The organism is Humibacillus xanthopallidus (genome assembly GCF_006717145.1).
Lineage (GTDB): Bacteria > Actinomycetota > Actinomycetes > Actinomycetales > Dermatophilaceae > Humibacillus > Humibacillus xanthopallidus.
Genome location: NZ_VFQF01000003.1, coordinates 29,305 through 48,974, shown reverse-complemented (window position 1 = coordinate 48,974; position 19,670 = coordinate 29,305). Strand labels below are relative to the sequence as shown.

Sequence of the window (19,670 nt, the reverse complement as noted above, 5' to 3'; positions counted from 1 at the left end):
GTGGTGTGGACACTGTGGAAAACCGCTGTCGCGGCAGGTCAGGGCGCGAGTCGGCGTGTGGTTCGGCTGTGGGCGACGGACTCGTGAACGACAGTCGGGGTGTGGACGAGCCGGGCGTCCCCACATGGTTCACACAGGTCGTGTGGGAGTTGTCCGCAGGATGCGGCCCTTCATCCACAGCTGTCCACACCCTGCTGTGGAAAAGTGTGGACGGGAGGCCGGGCCGGGGGACGCGCGGTGGGTGTCCTGTGGAGAAGGGACCTCTCGGACGTCCACATGGTTATCCACAACCAGTGGACAAGTCGCGACAGGTCCGCCTCTGGGCGCACAGGTCTCGGACAGGTCACGCTGTGCACACAGCTGTGGATGGATCTGTGGATGACTGTGCACGGTGAAGCGCCGGCTCCGGGGTGGGGCTGTGGAGACGGCTTGCGTGTGGGCGTCGTGCCGGACTGTTCGTGGGGCTACGGAGATGTCGGCGGCAGGCCGTTCGCGGACAAAATGGTGGAGCCGGCGGCCGTGAGGAGCACCTCGAAGAGGGCGTCGGGGTCCGGGACCGGACCCAGCTGACCGAAGATCTCGCTCGTCACGGCGCCGAGAAGCAGGGTCCAGGCGCACAGTCCCTGGGCGAGGGCCGCCGGGTCCAGTCCGGTGCTGGCGAACATCGGGTCACGCAGGAACGGGCCGACCGCCGCGTCGAGGTCGACGGCGGGGCCGGCGGCGACAGCCTGGTGGCGGGTGTCGTTGGTGGCGGTGGAGTCGACACCGAGGCCGAGCTGGTCGGGGTCGGCGAGCCGGCCTGCGTCGCGGGTGTCCACGACGAGGGTGACGAGGATGGCGAGCACGGCGGTGCCGGGCTCTCCGGTGCGGTCGGCCGGCGCCTCGTAGTCGGGCACGGGCGAGCCGTAGAGCAGGGTGAAGTCGTGCGGGTGGCGCAGGGCCCACGTGCGCAGGCCGTGGCCGATGGCCCGCCAGCGCCCCGCCAGATCATCGGCCGGCACGACGTCGTGGGCGGACCGCACCGCCTGCGCCGAGGAGCGGTAGGAGTCGACGATGAGCCGGGTGAGCAGCTCGTCGCGGCTCTCGACGTAGCGGTAGATGCCTGACGAGACCATGCCGAGGTCGCGGGCGATCGCGCGCAGGCTGAGCGCTGCTGCTCCCTCGGTCGCGAGGTGGCGTCGCGCGACGACGAGGATCTCGGCCTCGACCGCGGCCCGGTTGCGGGCGCGCTTGCCGGGGGGTGGCGCAGTGCTGGCGTCGGCCGTCATGCGTCGAGCCTCCCACAGATCAGAGATAAATGTGAGCAGTGCTCTTGCTTTTGCCAGCCACCCCGTGCATCCTTGAAGTGTGAGCGGTGCTCACACTTCAATCTGAGGAGACCACCATGACCCACCACCTCGTCCTCGGCGCCGGCGGCGTCGGCCGGGCCACGACCGCCGCCCTCGTCGGCCTCGGCCACACCGTCACCCTCGCCTCGCGCTCCGGCCGGGTCACCGACCGTCCGTGGGAGGCCGAGCACCCCGACGCCGTCGAGGTCGTCGCCCTGGACGCCGGCGATGCCGCTGGGCTCACGGCCGCGGCCCGTGGGGCCGGGAGCATCGTCAACGCCGTCAACCCGCCGAGCTACCTCACCTGGGACACCGACTGGCCGCCGGTGGCCGCAGCCACCCTGGCCGCCGCGGAGGCCACCGGCGCGGGACTCGTCATCGTCGGCAACCTCTACGGCTACGGCGAGGTGAGCGCCCCGATGCGCGAGAGCGACCCGATGCGGCCGGCCGGCCACAAGGGCGCCCTTCGCGCCGACATGTGGACCCAGGCCCTGGCACTGCACGAGGCTGGGCGCGTGCGGGTCACCGAGCTGCGCGGCAGCGACTACTTCGGGCCCGGCACGACGAAGATGTCGAGCTACCTGAACGACATCGTGATCGACTCGATCCTCGCCGGGCGTATGCCGTTCGTGCCGGTCGGGCGCCCCGACGCCCCGCACTCGTGGACCTACGTGCCCGACGTCGGAGCCCTCGCGGCGCGCCTGGCGACCGACGACCGGGGGTGGGGCCGCGCCTGGCATGTGCCGACCTCACCGGCGCGCACCTTCATCGAGGCCGCGGCCGACGTCGCGAGGCTGGCGGGCGCCAAGCCGCGTCGCGTGCTGACGTTGCCCCGCCCCCTCGGCACCGCGGCCGGAGTGGTCGTGCCCTTCATGCGTGAGCTGCGCGAGACCCGCCACCAGTTCGAGCGGCCCTTCGTTCTCGACTCCACGCTCACGCAGGAGACCTTCGGGCTGGCCCCGACGCCGTGGGAGGAGGCACTCACGGTCACCATCGCCGCACGACGTCACTGACGGCATACGGCATCGGGCCCGCAGGGCACCAAGGAACCCCGAGGCACTGAGCGCGCCGGCAGGACGAGAGCCGCGCGGCCCTCATCTGCTCAGTGCGACTGCTGGCGGATCCGGTTGGTCAGCTCGGTGACCTGGTTGTAGATGGCGCGGCGCTCACCCATGAGCTCACGGATCTTGCGGTCGGCGTGCATGACCGTCGTGTGGTCGCGACCGCCGAAGTGCTGGCCGATCTTCGGCAGGCTGAGGTCGGTCATCTCCCGACACAGATACATGGCGATCTGGCGCGCGGTGACGAGCTGGCGCGAGCGGGAGGAGCCGCACAGGTCCTCGAGCGTGACCGCGTAGTAGGCGGCGGTCACCGCCATGATTGTCGCCGCGGTGACCTGGTTGGGGGTCTCGTTGGGCAGCACGTCCTTGAGCACGATCTCAGCGAGCGGCAGGTCGATCGGCTGCCGGTTGAGGTTGCTGAAGGCGGTGACGCGGATGAGCGCGCCCTCGAGCTCGCGGATGTTGGTGCTGAAGTTCGTCGCGATGTACTCGAGCACCGAGTCGGGCACGGTCATACGGTCCTGGATCGCCTTCTTGCGAAGGATCGCGATGCGGGTCTCGAGGTCGGGCGGCTGCACGTCGGTCAGCAGGCCGGACTCGAAGCGCGTGCGCATCCGGTCCTCGAAGCCCGATAGCTCGCGGGGCGGCAGGTCGCTCGTGATGACGATCTGCTTGTTGGCGTTGTGCAGCGTGTTGAAGGTGTGGAAGAACTCCTCCTGGGTCTGGAGCTTGCCCTGGAGGAACTGGATGTCGTCGATGAGCAGCACGTCGACGCTGCGGTAGCGCGACTGGAACGCGCTCGCCTTGTCGTCGCGGATGCTGTTGATGAAGTCGTTGGTGAACTCCTCGGAGTTCACGTAGCGCACCCGGACGTTGGGGAACATCGTGCGTGCGTAGTGGCCGATCGCGTGGAGCAGGTGCGTCTTGCCGAGCCCAGACTCGCCGTAGACGAAGAGCGGGTTGTAGGCGCGGGCCGGCGCCTCGGCGACGGCGACGGCGGCCGCGTGGGCGAACCGGTTGCTCGCACCGATGACGAAGGTGTCGAAGGTGTACTTCGGATTGAGGCGCGTCTCGTTCGAGGAGGTGGTCGGCTCCGGCCGGATCTGGCGCAGCGGGCCGCTCTCACCACCGGACATCGGGGTCTCGTGGTCGCGATGGCCCGTGGCGAACGGCGACGGGCGTCCAGCGTGCGAGCCAAAGTGGTCGACGGCGCGCATCGGCTGCATCGGCTGGGTGCGGGGGTCGTCGAGGTCGGCGCCGTCGAGGTCGGGCGCGCTCTCCTCGAGGTCGCGCAACGGGTTGTATGCCGGCAGGCCGCTCGCGTGCGAGCCGTTGCGGTCGCCGGCGGGGCCGGCCGAGCGGGACGCCGCCCCGGTGGGCTCGTCGGTGAGCATGCCCATGTCGGGCTGGAGGCTCTCGTCGACCGACACGGCGAGCTGGACGGGGTGGCCGAGCCGCTGGCTCAGGGCCTGGTGGATCTGCTCGCGGATGCGGGTCTCGAGGAAGTCCTTGGTGTAGGTGTCGGGGGCCCGCACGACGGCGGTCTGGTCGAGCACCCCGACGAGCCTGCAGAGCCGGGTGAAGGCCCGCTCCTGGGCCGAGAGGCCGACGGCATCGAGGGCCAGCAACGTCTGGCGCCACACCTCTGCATAGTCGACGCTTGCGTCGCTCACGTACTCCACCTGCCCCTGAACTGTCCTCGTGCCCCCTGCTCGGCGCACTCCGTACGGAGTCTCCGCCGGTTCCATCCGCTGCACCCTGCCCTGTTGTCCACACGTTTGTCCACAGCCTGTGCAAGGAGGGACCGCGTCCGTGAGAGTCGAAAACCTAACAACTCCTGCAGGTACCCACAACCGAATCATCCACAGATCTCGTGTGTGTCGGCGTGTCGGCTTGCGCTGTCCGTCCTGCCCCACCATAGGGGTTGGCACTGGGCGGGTTTGACCGCTCTTCCACGGCTCCCGTATCGTTGATCGAGCGTGTCTGCGACCGCTTTCGCATGCCCATGGCCCCGACCTCGCGAAATCCCCGGACCAACTCCGGGGACGCCGCCTGCCGGAGCTCCACGGGCCTGCCGATTGCGGTCGCCGAAGACCAGCAGAAGCCCACCATCGGGTGCGGTGCCGATTCTCCTCGGTGCGCACTCGCAAGCAAACGGAGATCCTCGTGAGCAAGCGCACCTTCCAGCCGAACAACCGCCGTCGCGCCAAGACGCACGGCTTCCGCCTGCGTATGCGCACGCGCGCCGGCCGTGCCATCCTCGCCGGCCGCCGCCGCAAGGGCCGCGCCGAGCTCTCGGCCTGACGCCTCCAGGGCCGCGCGATGCTGCCCGCCCGTCACCGTCTGCGTGAGAGCGCGGACTTCACGGCGGCAGTGCGCGGACCCGGCGCCACCAGAGCAGGCGGGCGACTCATCGTCGTGCATGCCAACCGGACCGATGCGCGTGCGGAGCTTCCGCCGCGCGTCGGTTTTGTTGTGTCCAAGTCCGTCGGCAATGCCGTCGTCCGCAACCGGACCAAGCGCCGGCTGCGCGCGAGCATGGCGACCCGGTTGCACGGCATACCGGCTGGGGTGGACGTCGTCGTGCGCGCCAACGCGGCCGCGGCCGACGCGACCTACGCCGACCTCGACGTCGCGCTCGAGCGGCAGCTCGCCAAGGCGTGCCGGCGATGAGCACCACGGTGAACCGCTGGCTGGCCGCGCCCCTCGTGCTGCTGGTGCGGCTCTACCAGCGCTTCATCTCGCCGATGCGGCCCCCGACGTGTCGCTTCTACCCCAGCTGCTCCGCGTATGCCGTCACCTCCCTCGAGCGGTTCGGTCCCCTCAAGGGTGGCTGGCTCGCGGCGCGCCGGCTCGGACGCTGCCACCCGTGGACACCGGGTGGGGTCGACCCCGTCCCGCTGACCTGGGAGACACGCAACGACGTGCGACCCGAGGACTTCCGGCCTGCTGACCTCGGCGACGCGCCCGACACTGGTGTCGAGGCTGGGCTCGGGCCGACCGGCGCCACGAGCACGAGCACCACACGACCTGACCACCCCGGCATATGGTGTGCCGACTGACGGTGTCCGCCACCGCGAGCATCTGAGCACTGAGGACTGACGTTGATCGAATTTTTCAACACCCTGCTCTATCCGATCAAGTTCGGTGAAGCCTGGGTCATGTACGGCTGGCACTGGCTCTTCGACAAGATGGGCCTCAACGGCGACCTGTCGGGCTGGGCCTGGGCGCTGTCGATCGTCGGCCTCACGGTCGTCGTCCGGATCCTGCTCATCCCGCTCTTCGTGCGGCAGATCCACTCCTCGCGGCGGATGCAGCTCATCCAGCCGGAGATGCAGAAGATCCAGAAGAAGTACAAGGGCAAGCGCGACCCGGAGTCCCAGAAGGCGCAGCAGGCGGAGATCATGGATCTCTACCGCCGCACGGGGACCAACCCCTTCAGCAGCTGTCTGCCGATCCTCATCCAGAGCCCCTTCTTCTTCGCGCTCTTCCAGCTGCTCAACAACCTCAAGGCGCAGGCCGAGGGTGTGCCGGGGCACGATGCGATCGGCCCGATCACCCAGCAGGTGGCGCAGCAGATCGAGAGCTCGACGATCTTCGGAGCCAAGCTCTCCGACAGCTTCGTGACGGCGAACGGCAACCTCAACGTCCAGATCCTCACCGTCGTGCTCATCATCCTGATGTCGGCGACGACGTTCACGACGCAGTACCAGCTGATGCGCAAGAACATGCCGCAGGCTGCGCTCGACAACCCGTTCGCGAAGCAGCAGAAGGTGCTGCTCTACCTGATGCCGATCTTCTTCGCGATCTCTGGCATCAACTTCCCGATCGGTGTCCTCATCTACTGGCTGACCACCAACCTGTGGACGATGGGCCAGCAGTTCTACGTCATCCGCAACATGCCGGCCCCCGGGTCGGAGGCGGAGCGCCGACGGAGTGAGCGCCTCAAGCGCAAGGGCAAGGACGTCGAGCCGCTCGTCGTGCCGGGCCTCGTGCCTGACGACGCCGAGGTGCCGGACGACGCGCCGAAGTCCGGGCAGCGCCAGCAGCCCAAGGGCAAGAAGCGAGCCAAGACCTCGACGCCGAAGAGCCGTCGCTGATCCTCTGATCCCCTGATTTCCTGACCCGCCTGAACCCCCTGAACCCCCTGAACCCCCTGAACCACTGCCTGAGGGCTGCTGACCTGCGGTGACGACACACGTCGACCAGTCAGTGAGCCAGTGAACGAAGGAGCAGCACCATGAGCGACACCACGTCCACCGAGGACCTCACGACCGACCTCGAAGCCGCCCCGTCGGCGACGGAGCCCGAGAGCACCAACAGCACCGACAGCGCCGAGGGCTCGATCGACACGGCCGCCAGCCCGAGCGACGCCGAGCAGGCGGACGCTCCTGAGGGGGAGGACGGCGACGACGCTGTCGACGCAGAGGACGCCGAGGGTGCGGATGTTGCTGAGGCCGACGCGCCCGCGAAGAAGGGCTCGCGCGTGCGCCAGCTCGAGCGGGAGGGTGAGGTCGCGGCTGACTTTCTCGAGACCCTGCTCGACATCGCCGACCTCGACGGGGACCTCGACGTGGACGTCGACGGCGACCGCGCGGCCGTCGCCATCGTCGACTCCGATGAGGGCCGGGTGCCCCGCCGTCTCGTCGGCCCGGACGGCAAGGTCCTCGAGGCTCTCCAGGAGCTGACGCGTCTCGCCGTGCAGGTCGAGACGGGTGAGCGCAGCCGCCTCATGCTCGACATCGCCGGCCACCGTGCGCAGCGCCGCGCGACCCTCGTCGAGCTGGCCCGCGTCGCCATCGAGGACGTCAAGGCGACCGGCGAGAAGAAGTCGCTGGAACCGATGAGTGCGTTCGAGCGCAAGGTCGTTCACGACGAGGTGGCCGCTGCAGGGCTGGAGTCCGAGTCCGAGGGCGTCGACCCGAAGCGCCACGTCGTCATTCTCCCGGCCTGACGACCTCGACCGGCGGGTACGTTTCACGTGAAACACGGGACGGTGTGCTCGACGCTCGTCCCGTCGGGCACCCCCATCCGGTCGCTGCCAGCGGGAGCCTGCTCGTGACTCAGGGGCACGATGGCGCTCCGAGCGACCGTCCTGGTGGAGGGTCCGGGGAGCCGGAGGTGGCCGTTCCACCGACGCCCCCGGCAGCCGGCGTCGTCTTCGGGGACCGGTTGGCCCTGGCTGAGGAGTTCGTGCGAGTACTGGCCGACACAGGGATCAGCCACGGACTCATCGGGCCGAGGGAGGCACCCCGGCTGTGGGACCGGCACGTCCTCAACTGCGCCATTGCCCATCTTGCGATTCCGAGGCGCGACCAGGTCCAGGACGTCATCGATGTCGGCAGTGGCGCGGGCCTGCCAGGTCTGGCGCTCGCCATCGCGCGCCCGGACCTGCACCTGCACCTCGTCGAACCACTGGCGCGCCGCACCGGTTGGCTGTCCGGCACCGTGGCCGAGCTGGGCCTGACGAACGTCACGGTCCACACCGCTCGCGCAGAGTCGCTCTGGGACCGCATCAGCGCTCCCTGGGTGACCGCTCGAGCCGTCTCGACCATCGTGCAGCTCGCCGAGTGGACGCTGCCGCTGCTCCAGCCCCGGGGCACGCTGCTGGCCCTCAAGGGGTCCAAGGCCCATGACGAGCTCAACCAGGCGCGCACCGCACTCACCAGGCTGGGCGCCGTGGACGCCTCGGTGCTGGAGCTGGGCGTGGACGTGCTCGACGAACCCACGCGGCTCATCACCGTCACTATCGGTGACCACCTCGATCGACGACGCTTCCGCTCGCGGCCACCGAGCAGCGCCGGCTCGGCCCGGCGACGCAGTGATCGACCCCGTGACCGACGCAGTGCCCAACACGGCGGCACCCGGCGTGGCCCAGCCGCGCCCGGTGGAGAACGCCGCGGCTCCTGATGACCTTTGTCCCACCCACCCGGACTGACCATCGCGTGACCCTGGCCGACCCGGCTAGGGTCGGGTCACGTCCCCCTCTTGCGGAGGTGCCCTTCCAGTGACCCTGTCGACCAGCCTCGGTTGGCCCTCGGAACCCGAGCCGACGCCAGAGCACCGGCGCCTCGGCTGGCTGGCGAGGATGCTCAAGGTTTCACGTGAAACAGACGACGAGGCCGGCGGGGCGGACGACGTGGCCGCCCCGGAGGGGGCCGTCGAGACGGCGTCCCCAGCCCAGGTCCAGCAGCGTGTGGATCGTCACTTGCCTGTGGACAACGCAGTGGACAACTTGACCGGAGAGCCGGTTTTTGAGCATGAAACTACGGACCTCGGGGCTGGGGACAACACTGTGGACGAAGTGACTCAAGCCGTCCCCGCGCCTCGCGTCGAGGGGCCGTCGGCAGGGGATCGAGATGCGCTCGCGGCGGCCATCCCCGACGCAGGTGACGACACCCCGCTGGCCCGCGACCTTGCCGACAACGCACGTCGGCGGATCCAGCTGACCGGTCGACCCTTCCCCAAGCCCGCGGTGCCGAGGGTGCTGACAGTCGCCAACCAGAAGGGTGGCGTGGGCAAGACGACCACCACCGTGAACGTGGCCGCGGCCATGGCCCAGGCCGGCCTCCAGGTGCTCGTGATCGACCTCGACCCTCAGGGCAATGCGAGCACCGCGCTGGGGATCGACCACCACGCGGAAGTGCCGTCGATCTACGACGTGCTCGTCGACGGCGCGCCACTGCTCGAGGTTGTGCAGCCGTGCACCACGGTGCCGGGCCTGTTCTGTGCGCCGGCGACCATCGACCTGGCCGGCGCCGAGATCGAGCTGGTCTCGCTCGTCGCACGCGAGTCCCGCCTCCAGCGTGCGATCGCGGCAGCCGCAACCACCGGGCACGCCTACGACTACATCCTCATCGACTGCCCACCCAGCCTCGGACTGCTGACGGTTAACGCCATGGTGGCCGCGAGCGAGGTCTTCATCCCGATCCAGTGCGAGTACTACGCCCTCGAGGGCCTCTCGCAGCTCCTCAAGAACATCGAGCTCGTCCGGGCCCACCTCAACCCGCCACTGCACGTCTCGACGATCCTGCTGACGATGTACGACGGGCGCACCCGACTGTCGGCCCAGGTCGCCGAGGAGGTGCGCGAACACTTCCCCGAGGAGGTCCTGCGCACGACGGTGCCGCGGTCGGTGCGCGTGTCGGAGGCGCCGAGCTTCGGTGAGACCGTGATGACCTACGACCCGGCAAGCAGTGGCGCTCTGGCCTACCTCGAGGCCGCCGGAGAGATCGCGGACCGCGGCGCGTCGGGTCCGCAGTAACAGTCTTCCTCCACAACCCCGTTCACAACCCCGCTCCACAACCTGTTCAAGAGCCCTCCACAACGCCGCCAACTCTCCATCGAGGGCTCGGTCACACCAAGAATCTCCCGCACCCTTGGGGCGGATGTTTCACGTGAAACAGGGTGGACCGTCACCAACGCGCCGTGAGCACGTGCTGAGCTGCAGTAGTGGCTCCCCGCGCACCACCGACACCGGGGCCCTGTTTCACGTGAAACATGGCCTCGGTGTTTCACGTGAAACACGCACCCATCGACGCGGTGACGGCGCCCTCGTGGCGTCACGAACCCCCTCCTCGCTGCGCCTAGACTGACCCGGGGCGCGATGGCCGCGTCACCACCAGCGGGACAGCAAGGGGTTGGCATGGCAGAGAAGCGGCGAGCACTGGGTCGAGGCCTTGGGGCACTCATCCCGAGCGCACCGAGCGGCGGCGCGAACCGACCTGTCGACGTCTTCTTCACCGAGCAGAAGCGGCCCGAGGCTGGGCAGGCTGGTGGCACGACCACGCTCACCGAGGAGCCGCCCGGACCTGTGCACGAAGCGGGCGAGCACGGCGACATCGCCGGGGGAGACGGCCAGGGTCAGAGTGACGGCTCGGCCCGCAGCTCGGTTGGTACCCCCGCCGACGGCAGCCCGGGCGCTCCGGTCAGCCCGAACGCCGGCGAGACTGACACGCAGGTCGACGTCACGCCCGACGTGGACGCAGGTCCGGTCCTGGCGCCGGTGCCGGGCGCAGAGTTCGCCGAGCTGCCCGTGGACTCGATCCGCCCCAACCCCAAGCAGCCGCGCACCGTCTTCGACGAGGACCAGCTCGCCGAGCTGGTGCACTCGATCCGCGAGATCGGCGTCCTACAGCCGGTCGTCGTGCGCCGCATCGCCGAGGGGGAGCTCGAAGCGGCCGAGGGTCGCCGGTTCGAGCTCATCATGGGCGAGCGTCGTTTGCGAGCGACGCGTGAGGCGGGCCTCGCGGTCATCCCCGCGATCATCAAGGACACCCACGACGACGACCTGCTGCGCGATGCCCTCCTCGAGAACCTTCACCGCAGCCAGCTCAACCCGCTCGAGGAGGCTGCTGCCTACCAGCAGCTCCTCGACGACTTCGGCTGCTCCCACGAGGAGCTCGCAACGCGCATCGGCCGCTCCCGCCCGCAGATCTCCAACACGCTGCGCCTGCTCAAGCTGCCGCCCCTGGTGCAGCGGCGCGTGGCGGCCGGAGTGCTGAGCGCCGGACACGCCCGCGCCCTGCTCGGCCTGAGCGACGGCGCCGCCATGGAGCGGATGGCTCAGCGCATCGTCGCGGAGGGGCTGTCGGTGCGCACCGTCGAGGAGCTCGTCTCACTCGGTGACGACACCACGCCGGCCAAGCCTCGTCGCCCGCGCGCCGGCAGCCGCCACCCCCAGCTCGACGACTTCACGTCGAACCTCTCGGACCACCTGGAGACCCGGGTCAACATCGCTCTGGGTCAGCGCAAGGGCAAGATCACGGTCGAGTTCGCCTCGATCGAGGACCTGCGCCGCATCATGGGCCTCATGGGCATCGAGGAGCAGCGCTGAAGCCCTTGAGCTCGACGGCGACCCCTCCTCGTACTGCGAGGGGTCACCGTGCCTGAGGGACATACGATCCATGCCCTCGCCGGCCGGCTCGGTCGCGCGTTCGGCGGTCGACCGGTGGAGGCGACGAGCCCACAGGGGCGTTTCGCCGACGAAGCACGGCGCCTCGACGGCGAGGTCGTCCAGCTCGCCCGGGCGGTGGGCAAGCACCTCTTCGTCGAGTTCCCGGACGAGATCCTGCACGTGCACCTCGGACTCATCGGCTCCTTCCCGGTCAAGCCTCTGGCCGGCCGTCCGCCGGTCGAGCCCCGCGGAGCCCTGCGCCTGCGTCTGCTCAACGACGACTATGTCGCAGACCTGCGCGGCCCCATCACCTGCGAGCTGATCGACGACCCCGAGGTCGCTGCGATCGAGGCCGCCCTCGGCCCCGACCCGCTCGACCCGGCTGCGGACGGCAACCGCGCCTGGGAGCGCATCCAACTGCGGCGCAAGACGATCGCGGAGCTGCTGATGGACCAGTCGGTCCTCGCCGGCGTGGGCAACGTCTATCGGTGCGAGGTGCTGCACCGTCACCGCACCAACCCGTTCACCTTGGGCACGCAGCTCAAACGTGCGACGTGGGAGCTGATCTGGGCCGACCTCGTCGACCTCCTGCCCCTCGGAGTCGCCTTCTCGCAGATCCTCACCGTCGACGACCAGGTGGAGGAGGCGCAGCTCATGGTCGCCGACGGGTCGGCGACAGCAATCACCCACGAGTCGACGGGGGAGCGCCTGGGGGCCCACTTCGAGCGTCGCTTCGCCGTCTACAAGCGAACGGGGCAGGCCTGCCCTCGCTGTGGCAAGACGGTGCGCGAGAGGGAGATCGCCGGCCGGCGGCTCTACTGGTGCGCCAACTGCCAGCGCCGTCACTGAGTGCATCCACCGGGTCGGCGGTCAGCCCTCGTCACCACCCGCGCCACGGCGTGCGCTCGAGCACGGGCAGCTCCACCCAGTCCTCGCAGCCCAGCAACGGCAGCATCGTCCGGGGCGGCTGCGGCATACGGGCAAGGCCCTCGGCGGGCGGCAGGTCACGCGGGGCGCCCAGCGTCAGCAGCTCTCCGCGCAGGTGCATCCTCCCGCCGCCGGCGGACCGGAGGTTCGCCAGCCAGTCGACGCCCCGGCCGTAGGTGAGCGCGATGGTGACCACGTCGGCACCGTCGAAGGCCATGAGCGGCACGCGGAACACACGCCCGGACCGTCTGCCGCGATGTTCGAGCTCGACGAACCAGCCGTGACCGGCCAGATGGCGCAGCCCCTTGTTGAGCACAGCCTTGTTGACCTTCGTCACCGCCTGCGGCACGGGCATCGCAACATCCTTCCTCCACCCTGCCACGCCTAAGGTGGCTGCATGGCCCTGAGCGGCGGTCGGCCCGCCCCCACGCACGTCATCGCCCACCTGTCCGACCCACACCTGCTCGGGTCGCGGGGCGGGCGGCTCGCCGGCCGCATCGACACCGCGGAGCAGCTCCGGCGGGGCCTCGAGCGGGTCGAGTCCTGCAGCGAGGCGATCGATGCCCTCGTCATCTCCGGCGACCTCGCCGACAGCGGCGAGCCCGCCGCCTACGAGCTGCTCCTCGAGCTCGTCGGCCCGGTCGTCGAGCGTCTCGGCTGCGAGCTCGTGGTCACCGGTGGCAACCACGACGAGCGCCGGCCGCTGGCCACGGTGCTCTTCGGCGTGGATGACGATGCACCTCAGGATCGGGTCACCACCGTCCGCGGCCTGCGCATCATCACGATCGACTCAGCCGTTCCGGGCTACCACCACGGCGGCTTCTCTGACGACCAATACGCTTGGCTCGCGAAGGAACTCACGACACAGGCTGACCACGGCACGATCCTCGTCATCCATCATGCGCCCATCACCTACCGCTCCCCGGTCATGCAGCTGCTCGACTTCGACGACGTCGACCGCCTGCGCGAGGTCGTCGAGGGCACGGACGTCCGGGCGGTGCTCAGTGGGCACCTGCACGTCACGAGCTTCGGGATGCTCGGCTCGGTGCCGGTCATGGTCGCCGGGGGAGTGAGCTATGTCGACGACGTGGGCGCTCCGCGGGAGCTGCTCATGGGCGTGGACGGCCCGCAGTCGTGGAACCTCGTCGAGATCCACGCCGACGAGGTCGTCGCGACGGTGGTGCCGGTCAGCCAGCACGAGACCTGGCCGGCTCTCAGTGAGGCGGTCATGGACTACATGGCGACGGTGCCGACGGAGCAGCAGCGCGAGGTCTTCTCGCGCAAACGCACCTGAAGAGAAGATTCGAGCTCGACGTGTCGAAGCCGACCACCGTCGTTCGACGAGGACATGAGAGCCCGACCAGCGGGCCAGCCCGGAGGAGTGACAGATGACCACGCAGACCAGCACGGTGGAGCAGACCACCTCGACCGACGGCACGACCATCGCCTACGAGCGCTACGGATCGGGGCCGGTCGTCGCTCTGGTCGGAGGGGCCTTCTGCGATCGCGGCGCCCTTCGCGACCTCGCCAAGAGCCTCTCCGAGGAGGGCTTCACCGGTGTCACCTACGACCGGCGAGGCCGGGGTCACACCGGTGACACCCAGCCATATGCCGTGCAGCGCGAGATCGAGGACCTCACCGCCGTGATCGAGGCGAACCGCGAATCCGGCTCTCCTGCATACGTCTTCGGAGTCTCGTCCGGTGGCGCACTCGTCATCGAGGCCCTCGCGGCGGGGGCGCCGGTCGACAAGGGTTCGGCCATCGAGGTGCCCTATCGCAGCCAGTCGTGGCCTCCCGCACCCGACGACTACATCGGCACGCTCGAGCGCTTCGAGGCGGCAGGGGACCGTGAGGGCATCCTGCGCTACTTCAACCACGAGGTCGTCGGCATGCCCGACGAGATGGTCGACGGCATGGTCGGCACGCCGATGTGGGAGCCGATGCTCGCGATGACCTACACGCTGAAGTACGACGGGCTGTGTCTCGGCGGGGACGAGCAGGGGTTGCCGACCGAGACCCTGGCGAAGGTCTCCGTGCCGTTCCTCGCGGTGTGCAGCAGCGGCACGGCGATGCCGTGGCTGCACGACTCCGCTCAGGTGCTCGCCGACGCGCTGCCGCAGGCCCGGGCGGTCGAGCTGCCGGGCGCCTTCCACGAGGTGCCCGCGCCCGTGCTGGCGCCGGCCCTCGCGGAGTTCTACCGCTCCTGATCCCGAGTCCAGCGGCAGGCATACCTCGGGAATCGAGAGAGCGATACGCGTGGGGCGGGGCGCTCATTCGATCGGCCCGCTACGACGGAGTGCTCTTTCGATCGGCTGGTAACGACGGAGTGCTCTTCCGATTGGGTGGGGGTAGCAGTCAAGGCAACGTCGCCCAGTTCCCTTGCAGCGCAAGGGAACTGGGCGGCATACCTCTGCTCAGTCTGCGAGCATCGCGAGCACGGGGTTGTGCTCCGGCGGCACCACCTCGCGGGGCGGCCCGGGCGGCGTGCCGTCACCGAAGGGCGACCCGCCGAGCGCCTCGCGCCCGTGCGGGCTCGCCCAGCTCTCGAGCGAGGGGCCGAGCGGGACGATGCCCGTGGGGTTCACGTCGCGATGCACGATGTAGTAGTGCCGTTTGATGTGGGCGAAGTCGACGGTGTCGCCGAAGCCGGGCGTCTGGAAGAGGTCGCGCGCGTAGCCCCAGAGCGCCGGCATCTCGATGAGCTTGTTGCGGTTGCACTTGAAGTGGCCGTGGTAGACGGGGTCGAAGCGCACGAGCGTCGTGAAGAGCCGCACGTCGGCCTCGGTGATGTGGTCGCCCACGAGGTAGCGCCGGGTCGACAGCCGCTCCTCCAGCACGTCGAGGTGGGCGAAAAGCCGTTCGTAGGCGGAGTCGTACGACTCCTGCGTGCCGGCGAAGCCACAGCGGTAGACGCCGTTGTTGACCTCGGTGTAGATCGGCTTGCTGACCGCCTCGATCTCGTCGCGCAGGTGCTCGGGGTAGAGGTCCGGGGCGCCCTTGCGGTGGAACTGCGCCCACTCCGTCTCCATGTCGACGGTCATCTGCTTGAAGTCGTTCGTCACGACGGCTCCGGTCGCGATCTCGACGAACGCCGGCACGGTGATCCCGCGGGGGTAGTCGGGGTCGCGCTTGAAGTACGCGTCCTGGATGCGCGGGATCCCGAGCACCGGGTCGACACCGCCCGGGTCGAGGTCGAAGGTCCAGCTGCGCCTGTCGTGCGTCGGCCCGCAGATCCCCATCGACATCGCGTGATCGAGACCGAGCAGCCGGCGCACGATGATGGCGCGGTTCGCCCAGGGGCACGCACGCGCCACGACGAGTCGGTAGCGCCCCGCCTCGACCGGGAAGCCGTCGCGGCCGTCGGCCGTGATACGCGTCGTGATGTAGTTCGTGTCGCGCTCGAAGGACTTCTCGACGTAGGTGCCCTGCTCGCTCATGGCGCCACCCTAACTTCCGTATGCCGTGTGGCTGGACGCCGCACGCGCGGTGACGGAGCACCGGGTCGGGGCCGAGCAGCTGGCGCGCGTCCGGTGCTCGACCGGCGCGGTCCGAGGAACCCGTCTAGGCGGTATAGCCGGACACGCCGCCGCGGGGAGGGCCCTTGAGGATCTTGGATCTCGGGGGCGTGGGGACGGCGAAGGTGTCGTTCCACCCGTAGAACTCGAAGGTGGCGACGTCCCGGTCGCGGTCACTGACCCGGATCACGTCGAAGGTGTCCTTGCTGATGTAGACCGTGCCGGCCCGGGCACCGCGCCGGTCGGTCAGCGACCACGACGAGATGCCCTGGCTCTCGGCGTTGGTGACCTCGGGCACCACGCGGGCGCTCGCGGTGGTGATGAGCTGCCGCAGTGTCCGCTCGAGGGTGAGGTCAGTTGCGGGACCGATCCGGTTGGTCGGCACCTCGATGAAGACGTCCTTGCCGGGGTCGGGCGTCCTGGCCTGGGCCCAGAACTGGGCGTTGCCCCGGATGTAGGCCGTCGCGCCGTGGATGTAGAAGACGGCCTCGGTCGCTCCCACGACGAGGAGGATCCCGTAGTCGGTGCGCGAGCCACGGAACGAGATGCGGACGGGCTCCTTGCCGCCGGTGAAGCGCGCTTCGTAGGCCCCGGAGCGCAGCGCCTTGGCCCGCGCTTCCGCCTTGGCGAGGACCGCCTTCGAGCTCGGCGCCGAGGGGTCAAGGGTCGCCGAACCCGAAGACGCCGTGGCGCCTGTCGCGGAGGCGCTCGGGGGCTGCGTGCGGGTGCCGCGTGCCACCGCTCGGGTGGCGTCGCTGGATGGCGTGGTGGGGCTCGGACCGCAGCCGGCCAGTGCGAGGAGGACCCCCACGGCAACAACGACACCAGCGCGCGCGGCGACCTTCATCTCACGTCCCTGTCGAGCTCAGACCCTCACGGCGGGGTCGTGTCGTCACACGGTAGGGGCAGCCGCCGACAGCTGCTCGCCGAGAGGTGACGACGTCGCCGGGGCCCGCACCGACCTCTCCGGTATGCCGTGTGGCGGGCCACCGCGTGTGGCGCGCGGGCCGTGGGGTGAGAATGGGGTCATGCCAGACCTGCGACTGCTCACGCCCGATCGGGTCGGTGACCTCGTCGGGTCGTGTGCGCCGTGCACCTTCTGGCAGACCGTCCCCCACAACGGGCACGGAGGACCGCGCGACGCCCAGGCGCACCTCGACGCGCTCGCCGCGTGGGTCGAGGAGGTCACGGCCGACTGGGGCCCTCCCGGCCGCATCGCCTATGTCGACGACCGTCCCATCGGGCACGTCGTGTTCACGCCGGCGCGCTTCGTGCCCCGGCTCGCGGCCTTCCCGACGGCGCCGGGTGACCCGGCAACGGTCATGCTCGTCACGGCCGTCACCTCGCCCGAGGCCAACGGCGACGGGCGGGGCCTGTGCAAGGTCCTGCTCCAGACGGCTGCCAAGGACGCTCTCAAGCAGCACGTACGCGCCCTCGACGTCATCGCCTCCCGTCCCGCCGCCGTCGGACCGCACGCCTGCGTGCTCGAGACCGAGCCGCTCGAGAAGTTCGGCTTCCGGGTGGAGCGCGACCACCCGGCATACCCCCGCTTGCGGATCGACCTGCGCACGGCGGTCACGCTGCGCGACGAGGCGGCCGCCTATCTCGCGCGGGCGCTCGCCCGCATCCCCGGCGCGCACCCGGCGCCCGAGGTGCACCCGCGCGGGTCGGGCTCGGCCCGCTCCGCCGACCAGCCCTGAGTGCCCCCGGAGCGGCAGCGACCCTCAGGCTCGCCGGCCTCAACGGAAGACCTCCGTCACCTTGACCCGACGGCCGGTGATGACGAGGGCCCGACGGTAGATGGCCGACGCCATCGCGACGAGCAGGACCGCCGTGCCGACGGTGAGCGCCATGGCGAGGAGGAGCTGCCACACCGGGACGAGTCCGCCGGCCCACCGCACGGGCATCGCGATGGGAGCGGTGAAGGGGAAGAGCGAGGCGGCGATGCCCCAGACGCCCTCGGGGTTGCGCGCCACGACGGTGATGGCGACGAGGTAGGAGCCGGTGAGCACGAGCGTGACGGGCATGATCGCCGAGCCGACCTCGGTGATCTTGTCGACGAGCGATGCGGCGGCGGCGAAGAGGAAGGCGTAGAGCGCGAAGCCCAGCACGAACCACACGACCGCGATGGCGAGGTCGCCCCCGGCCACGGGTGGCAGCTCGACGTCGTTCATGACCTGCACCGCCACCGCCAGGGGCGTGACGAGCACGAGCAGCTGGAGGAAGGTCACCGCGCCCACTGCGGCCACCGTGCCGACGAGGGCCTGGCTGGGCCGCAGCACGGCCAGCAGCACCTCGGAGATACGCGTCGACTTCTCCATGGCCACCGTCGTGGCGATGGTGTTGCCGGCGAAGGTGAGGGCGAGGAAGAGGACGATGCCGACGGCGAAGCCGACGACGGACCGGGCGTCCTCCACCCTGCCGACGTCGACCTGCTGCGGTGGCCTCACCGACTGGATGCCGCTGATCTGCGCGGGCGTGAGCCCTGCCTCGACGAGCCGTCTCGAGGTCTCCAGGGCGACGACCGACTGGGCGACGACGATGGGGAAGGTGCCGCTGCCCACCGACGTGTAGAGCGAGTCGCCGACGAGCCCGGCGGTGGCGTCGCCGTCTCGGACCGCCTGGCGCACAGCGGCCACATCGGCGCGCGTCTCGTAGCGCACCGTGAAGTCGGCTGCCCGGCCTGCGGCGTCGAGGGCTGCGACGAGGCCCGCCGGTGCGGGACCGGCCGTCGCGAGCGTGTAGGTCGTCTGGTCCGAGCGCAGCATCTGCGGGACGACGACGGCCGCGACCGACAGGACGAGCAGGATGCCCGTCACCACCTTGAACGTGCGCGACCGGATGCTCTCGACGATCCCTCGCTCGGCGACCAGTGCGGTGCCGCGCCACCACGTGCCCATCAGCCCGCCCCCACTCGTTCGTCGGGTCGCGCCGCCGCCGCGAGGAACAGCTGCGACAGCGTCGGCAGCTCGAGCCCGAAGTCGACGACGCGCCCGGCCCGGCGGGCGCCGTCGAGCACCTCGAGCGGCTCGGTGCCGACGGGGATGTCGAGCCGCAGGTCGTCGGCCTCGTCGGAGATGACCGTCACGGCCGGGAAGCCGGCGAGCCACGCCCGGTCGGTCGACTGCACGTGCAGGCGCAGCTGGCGCCGACCCGAGGCGGCCCTCAGCCGCGCCACGTCGCCCTCGAGGACGGTGCGGCCGTGGTCGACCATGACGATCTCCTCGCACAGGTCCTGGACGAGGTCGAGCTGGTGGCTCGAGAAGAGCAGGGTGCATCCGGCGCGCGCCCGCTGCCGCAGGGTGCCGGACAGGCTCGCCACAGCGACCGGGTCGAGGCCCGCGAACGGCTCGTCGAGGACGATCACCTCGGGGTCGTGCACGAGCGAGGTGGCCAGCTGGAGCCGCTGCTGCATGCCGCCGGAGAGCTTGTCGGTGCGGTCGCCCCACCGGTCGCCCAGCTCCAACTCATCGAGGAGGGCGCGGGCGCGGATCGTCGCGTCGTGGCGCGAGAGTCCGTGGAGGCGGCCGAAGTGGACGACCTGGTCACCCACCGGCATACCGGGATAGAGGCCGCGCTCCTGCGGCATGTAGCCCCACCGGCGGCGGTCCTCCTCGCCGACGGGGCGCCCGTCACACAGCACCTCGCCCCGCGTCGGGTCGAGGACACCGAGCATGACCCGCATCAGCGTCGTCTTGCCCGCGCCGTTGGGGCCGAGCAGGCCGGTGAGCACCCCCGGGGTCACGTCGAGGCTCACCCCGTCGAGGGCGACCCGGTCGCCGAACGCGTGGGAGACGTCGCGCACGGCGAGCCTCATGTCTCGACCATACGCGCGGGCGAGCCAGGCCCCGGGGCGTTTCACCGGACCTGGGGCTGGGTGTGGCGGGAGCCACTTCTGGGACCCTCAGGCGCCACGCCGTGCCACTCAAGGGCCACCCCGTGC

20 protein-coding genes are annotated in these 19,670 nt (G+C 70.1%); 13 read left to right on the top strand and 7 right to left on the bottom strand.

Annotated elements, in window-relative coordinates:
• Window positions 1-464: 464 nt before the first annotated feature.
• Complete coding sequence (locus tag FHX52_RS18245; protein WP_141823829.1) at window positions 465-1,268, bottom strand: TetR/AcrR family transcriptional regulator; 804 nt, start codon at window positions 1,266-1,268, stop codon at window positions 465-467.
• A gap of 116 nt (window positions 1,269-1,384) precedes the next feature.
• On the opposite strand from FHX52_RS18245, the gene FHX52_RS18240 reads away from it, so the two are divergent.
• Complete coding sequence (locus FHX52_RS18240) at window positions 1,385-2,341, top strand: NAD-dependent epimerase/dehydratase family protein (protein WP_141823828.1); 957 nt, start codon at window positions 1,385-1,387, stop codon at window positions 2,339-2,341.
• A gap of 89 nt (window positions 2,342-2,430) precedes the next feature.
• Here the strand turns inward: FHX52_RS18240 and dnaA are convergent, their stop codons facing one another.
• Window positions 2,431-4,062, bottom strand: a complete 1,632-nt coding sequence (gene dnaA / locus FHX52_RS18235; protein WP_246070220.1) for a chromosomal replication initiator protein DnaA — start codon at window positions 4,060-4,062, stop codon at window positions 2,431-2,433.
• 493 nt (window positions 4,063-4,555) lie between these two features.
• Between dnaA and rpmH the strand changes: the two genes are divergently transcribed.
• From rpmH to FHX52_RS18190, 9 genes are all read left to right on the top strand, one after another.
• Entirely contained in the window at window positions 4,556-4,693 is a 138-nt protein-coding gene (gene rpmH / locus FHX52_RS18230; protein ID WP_028051105.1) for a 50S ribosomal protein L34, read from the top strand.
• 18 nt (window positions 4,694-4,711) lie between these two features.
• Window positions 4,712-5,062 carry a ribonuclease P protein component gene (gene rnpA / locus FHX52_RS18225; protein WP_141823826.1) on the top strand — a complete coding sequence of 117 codons (351 nt, stop codon included), beginning with the start codon at window positions 4,712-4,714 and terminating at the stop codon, window positions 5,060-5,062.
• Entirely contained in the window at window positions 5,059-5,451 is a 393-nt protein-coding gene (yidD, locus tag FHX52_RS18220; RefSeq protein ID WP_141823825.1) for a membrane protein insertion efficiency factor YidD, read from the top strand. Before rnpA ends, yidD begins: the two co-directional genes overlap by 4 nt.
• Window positions 5,452-5,493: 42 nt before the next feature.
• Entirely contained in the window at window positions 5,494-6,489 is a 996-nt protein-coding gene (yidC, locus tag FHX52_RS18215; protein ID WP_141823824.1) for a membrane protein insertase YidC, read from the top strand.
• Between the two features lie 140 nt (window positions 6,490-6,629).
• A complete protein-coding gene (locus tag FHX52_RS18210; RefSeq protein WP_141823823.1) occupies window positions 6,630-7,343 on the top strand; it encodes a Jag family protein in 714 nt (237 codons plus the stop codon).
• A 167-nt stretch (window positions 7,344-7,510) separates the two neighbouring features.
• On the top strand, window positions 7,511-8,299 hold the full coding sequence (gene rsmG, locus FHX52_RS18205) for a 16S rRNA (guanine(527)-N(7))-methyltransferase RsmG (RefSeq protein ID WP_141823822.1): 789 nt from the start codon (window positions 7,511-7,513) through the stop codon (window positions 8,297-8,299).
• A gap of 394 nt (window positions 8,300-8,693) precedes the next feature.
• The gene (locus tag FHX52_RS18200) at window positions 8,694-9,653 is read left to right on the top strand and encodes a ParA family protein (protein ID WP_342777968.1); all 960 of its coding nucleotides are present in this window, start codon (window positions 8,694-8,696) and stop codon (window positions 9,651-9,653) included.
• A 381-nt stretch (window positions 9,654-10,034) separates the two neighbouring features.
• Window positions 10,035-11,225, top strand: coding sequence for a ParB/RepB/Spo0J family partition protein (locus FHX52_RS18195; protein WP_141823821.1), 1,191 nt, complete (start codon window positions 10,035-10,037; stop codon window positions 11,223-11,225).
• Window positions 11,226-11,273: 48 nt separating this feature from the next.
• Window positions 11,274-12,134, top strand: a complete 861-nt coding sequence (locus tag FHX52_RS18190; protein ID WP_141823820.1) for an Fpg/Nei family DNA glycosylase — start codon at window positions 11,274-11,276, stop codon at window positions 12,132-12,134.
• A 31-nt stretch (window positions 12,135-12,165) separates the two neighbouring features.
• On the opposite strand, the gene FHX52_RS18185 is transcribed toward FHX52_RS18190, so the two are convergent.
• Entirely contained in the window at window positions 12,166-12,567 is a 402-nt protein-coding gene (locus FHX52_RS18185; protein ID WP_141823819.1) for a PNPOx family protein, read from the bottom strand.
• A 42-nt stretch (window positions 12,568-12,609) separates the two neighbouring features.
• On the opposite strand from FHX52_RS18185, the gene FHX52_RS18180 reads away from it, so the two are divergent.
• Window positions 12,610-13,506: a metallophosphoesterase family protein gene (locus FHX52_RS18180; protein ID WP_141823818.1), complete on the top strand. Its 897-nt coding sequence runs from the start codon at window positions 12,610-12,612 to the stop codon at window positions 13,504-13,506.
• A 94-nt stretch (window positions 13,507-13,600) separates the two neighbouring features.
• Window positions 13,601-14,419 (top strand): alpha/beta fold hydrolase, encoded by an 819-nt coding sequence (locus tag FHX52_RS18175; RefSeq protein ID WP_141823817.1) that lies wholly within the window; start codon window positions 13,601-13,603, stop codon window positions 14,417-14,419.
• 207 nt (window positions 14,420-14,626) lie between these two features.
• On the opposite strand, the gene FHX52_RS18170 is transcribed toward FHX52_RS18175, so the two are convergent.
• Window positions 14,627-15,649, bottom strand: coding sequence for a glutathione S-transferase family protein (locus FHX52_RS18170; protein ID WP_141823816.1), 1,023 nt, complete (start codon window positions 15,647-15,649; stop codon window positions 14,627-14,629).
• A 124-nt stretch (window positions 15,650-15,773) separates the two neighbouring features.
• The gene (locus FHX52_RS18165) at window positions 15,774-16,574 is read right to left on the bottom strand and encodes a hypothetical protein (RefSeq protein WP_141823815.1); all 801 of its coding nucleotides are present in this window, start codon (window positions 16,572-16,574) and stop codon (window positions 15,774-15,776) included.
• Window positions 16,575-16,755: 181 nt separating this feature from the next.
• Between FHX52_RS18165 and FHX52_RS18160 the strand changes: the two genes are divergently transcribed.
• Window positions 16,756-17,427, top strand: coding sequence for an N-acetyltransferase (locus FHX52_RS18160; protein ID WP_141823814.1), 672 nt, complete (start codon window positions 16,756-16,758; stop codon window positions 17,425-17,427).
• Between the two features lie 39 nt (window positions 17,428-17,466).
• On the opposite strand, the gene FHX52_RS18155 is transcribed toward FHX52_RS18160, so the two are convergent.
• Window positions 17,467-18,627, bottom strand: coding sequence for an ABC transporter permease (locus tag FHX52_RS18155; RefSeq protein WP_141823813.1), 1,161 nt, complete (start codon window positions 18,625-18,627; stop codon window positions 17,467-17,469).
• Window positions 18,627-19,544 carry an ABC transporter ATP-binding protein gene (locus tag FHX52_RS18150; protein ID WP_141823812.1) on the bottom strand — a complete coding sequence of 306 codons (918 nt, stop codon included), beginning with the start codon at window positions 19,542-19,544 and terminating at the stop codon, window positions 18,627-18,629. Before FHX52_RS18150 ends, FHX52_RS18155 begins: the two co-directional genes overlap by 1 nt.
• Window positions 19,545-19,670: the final 126 nt, after the last annotated feature.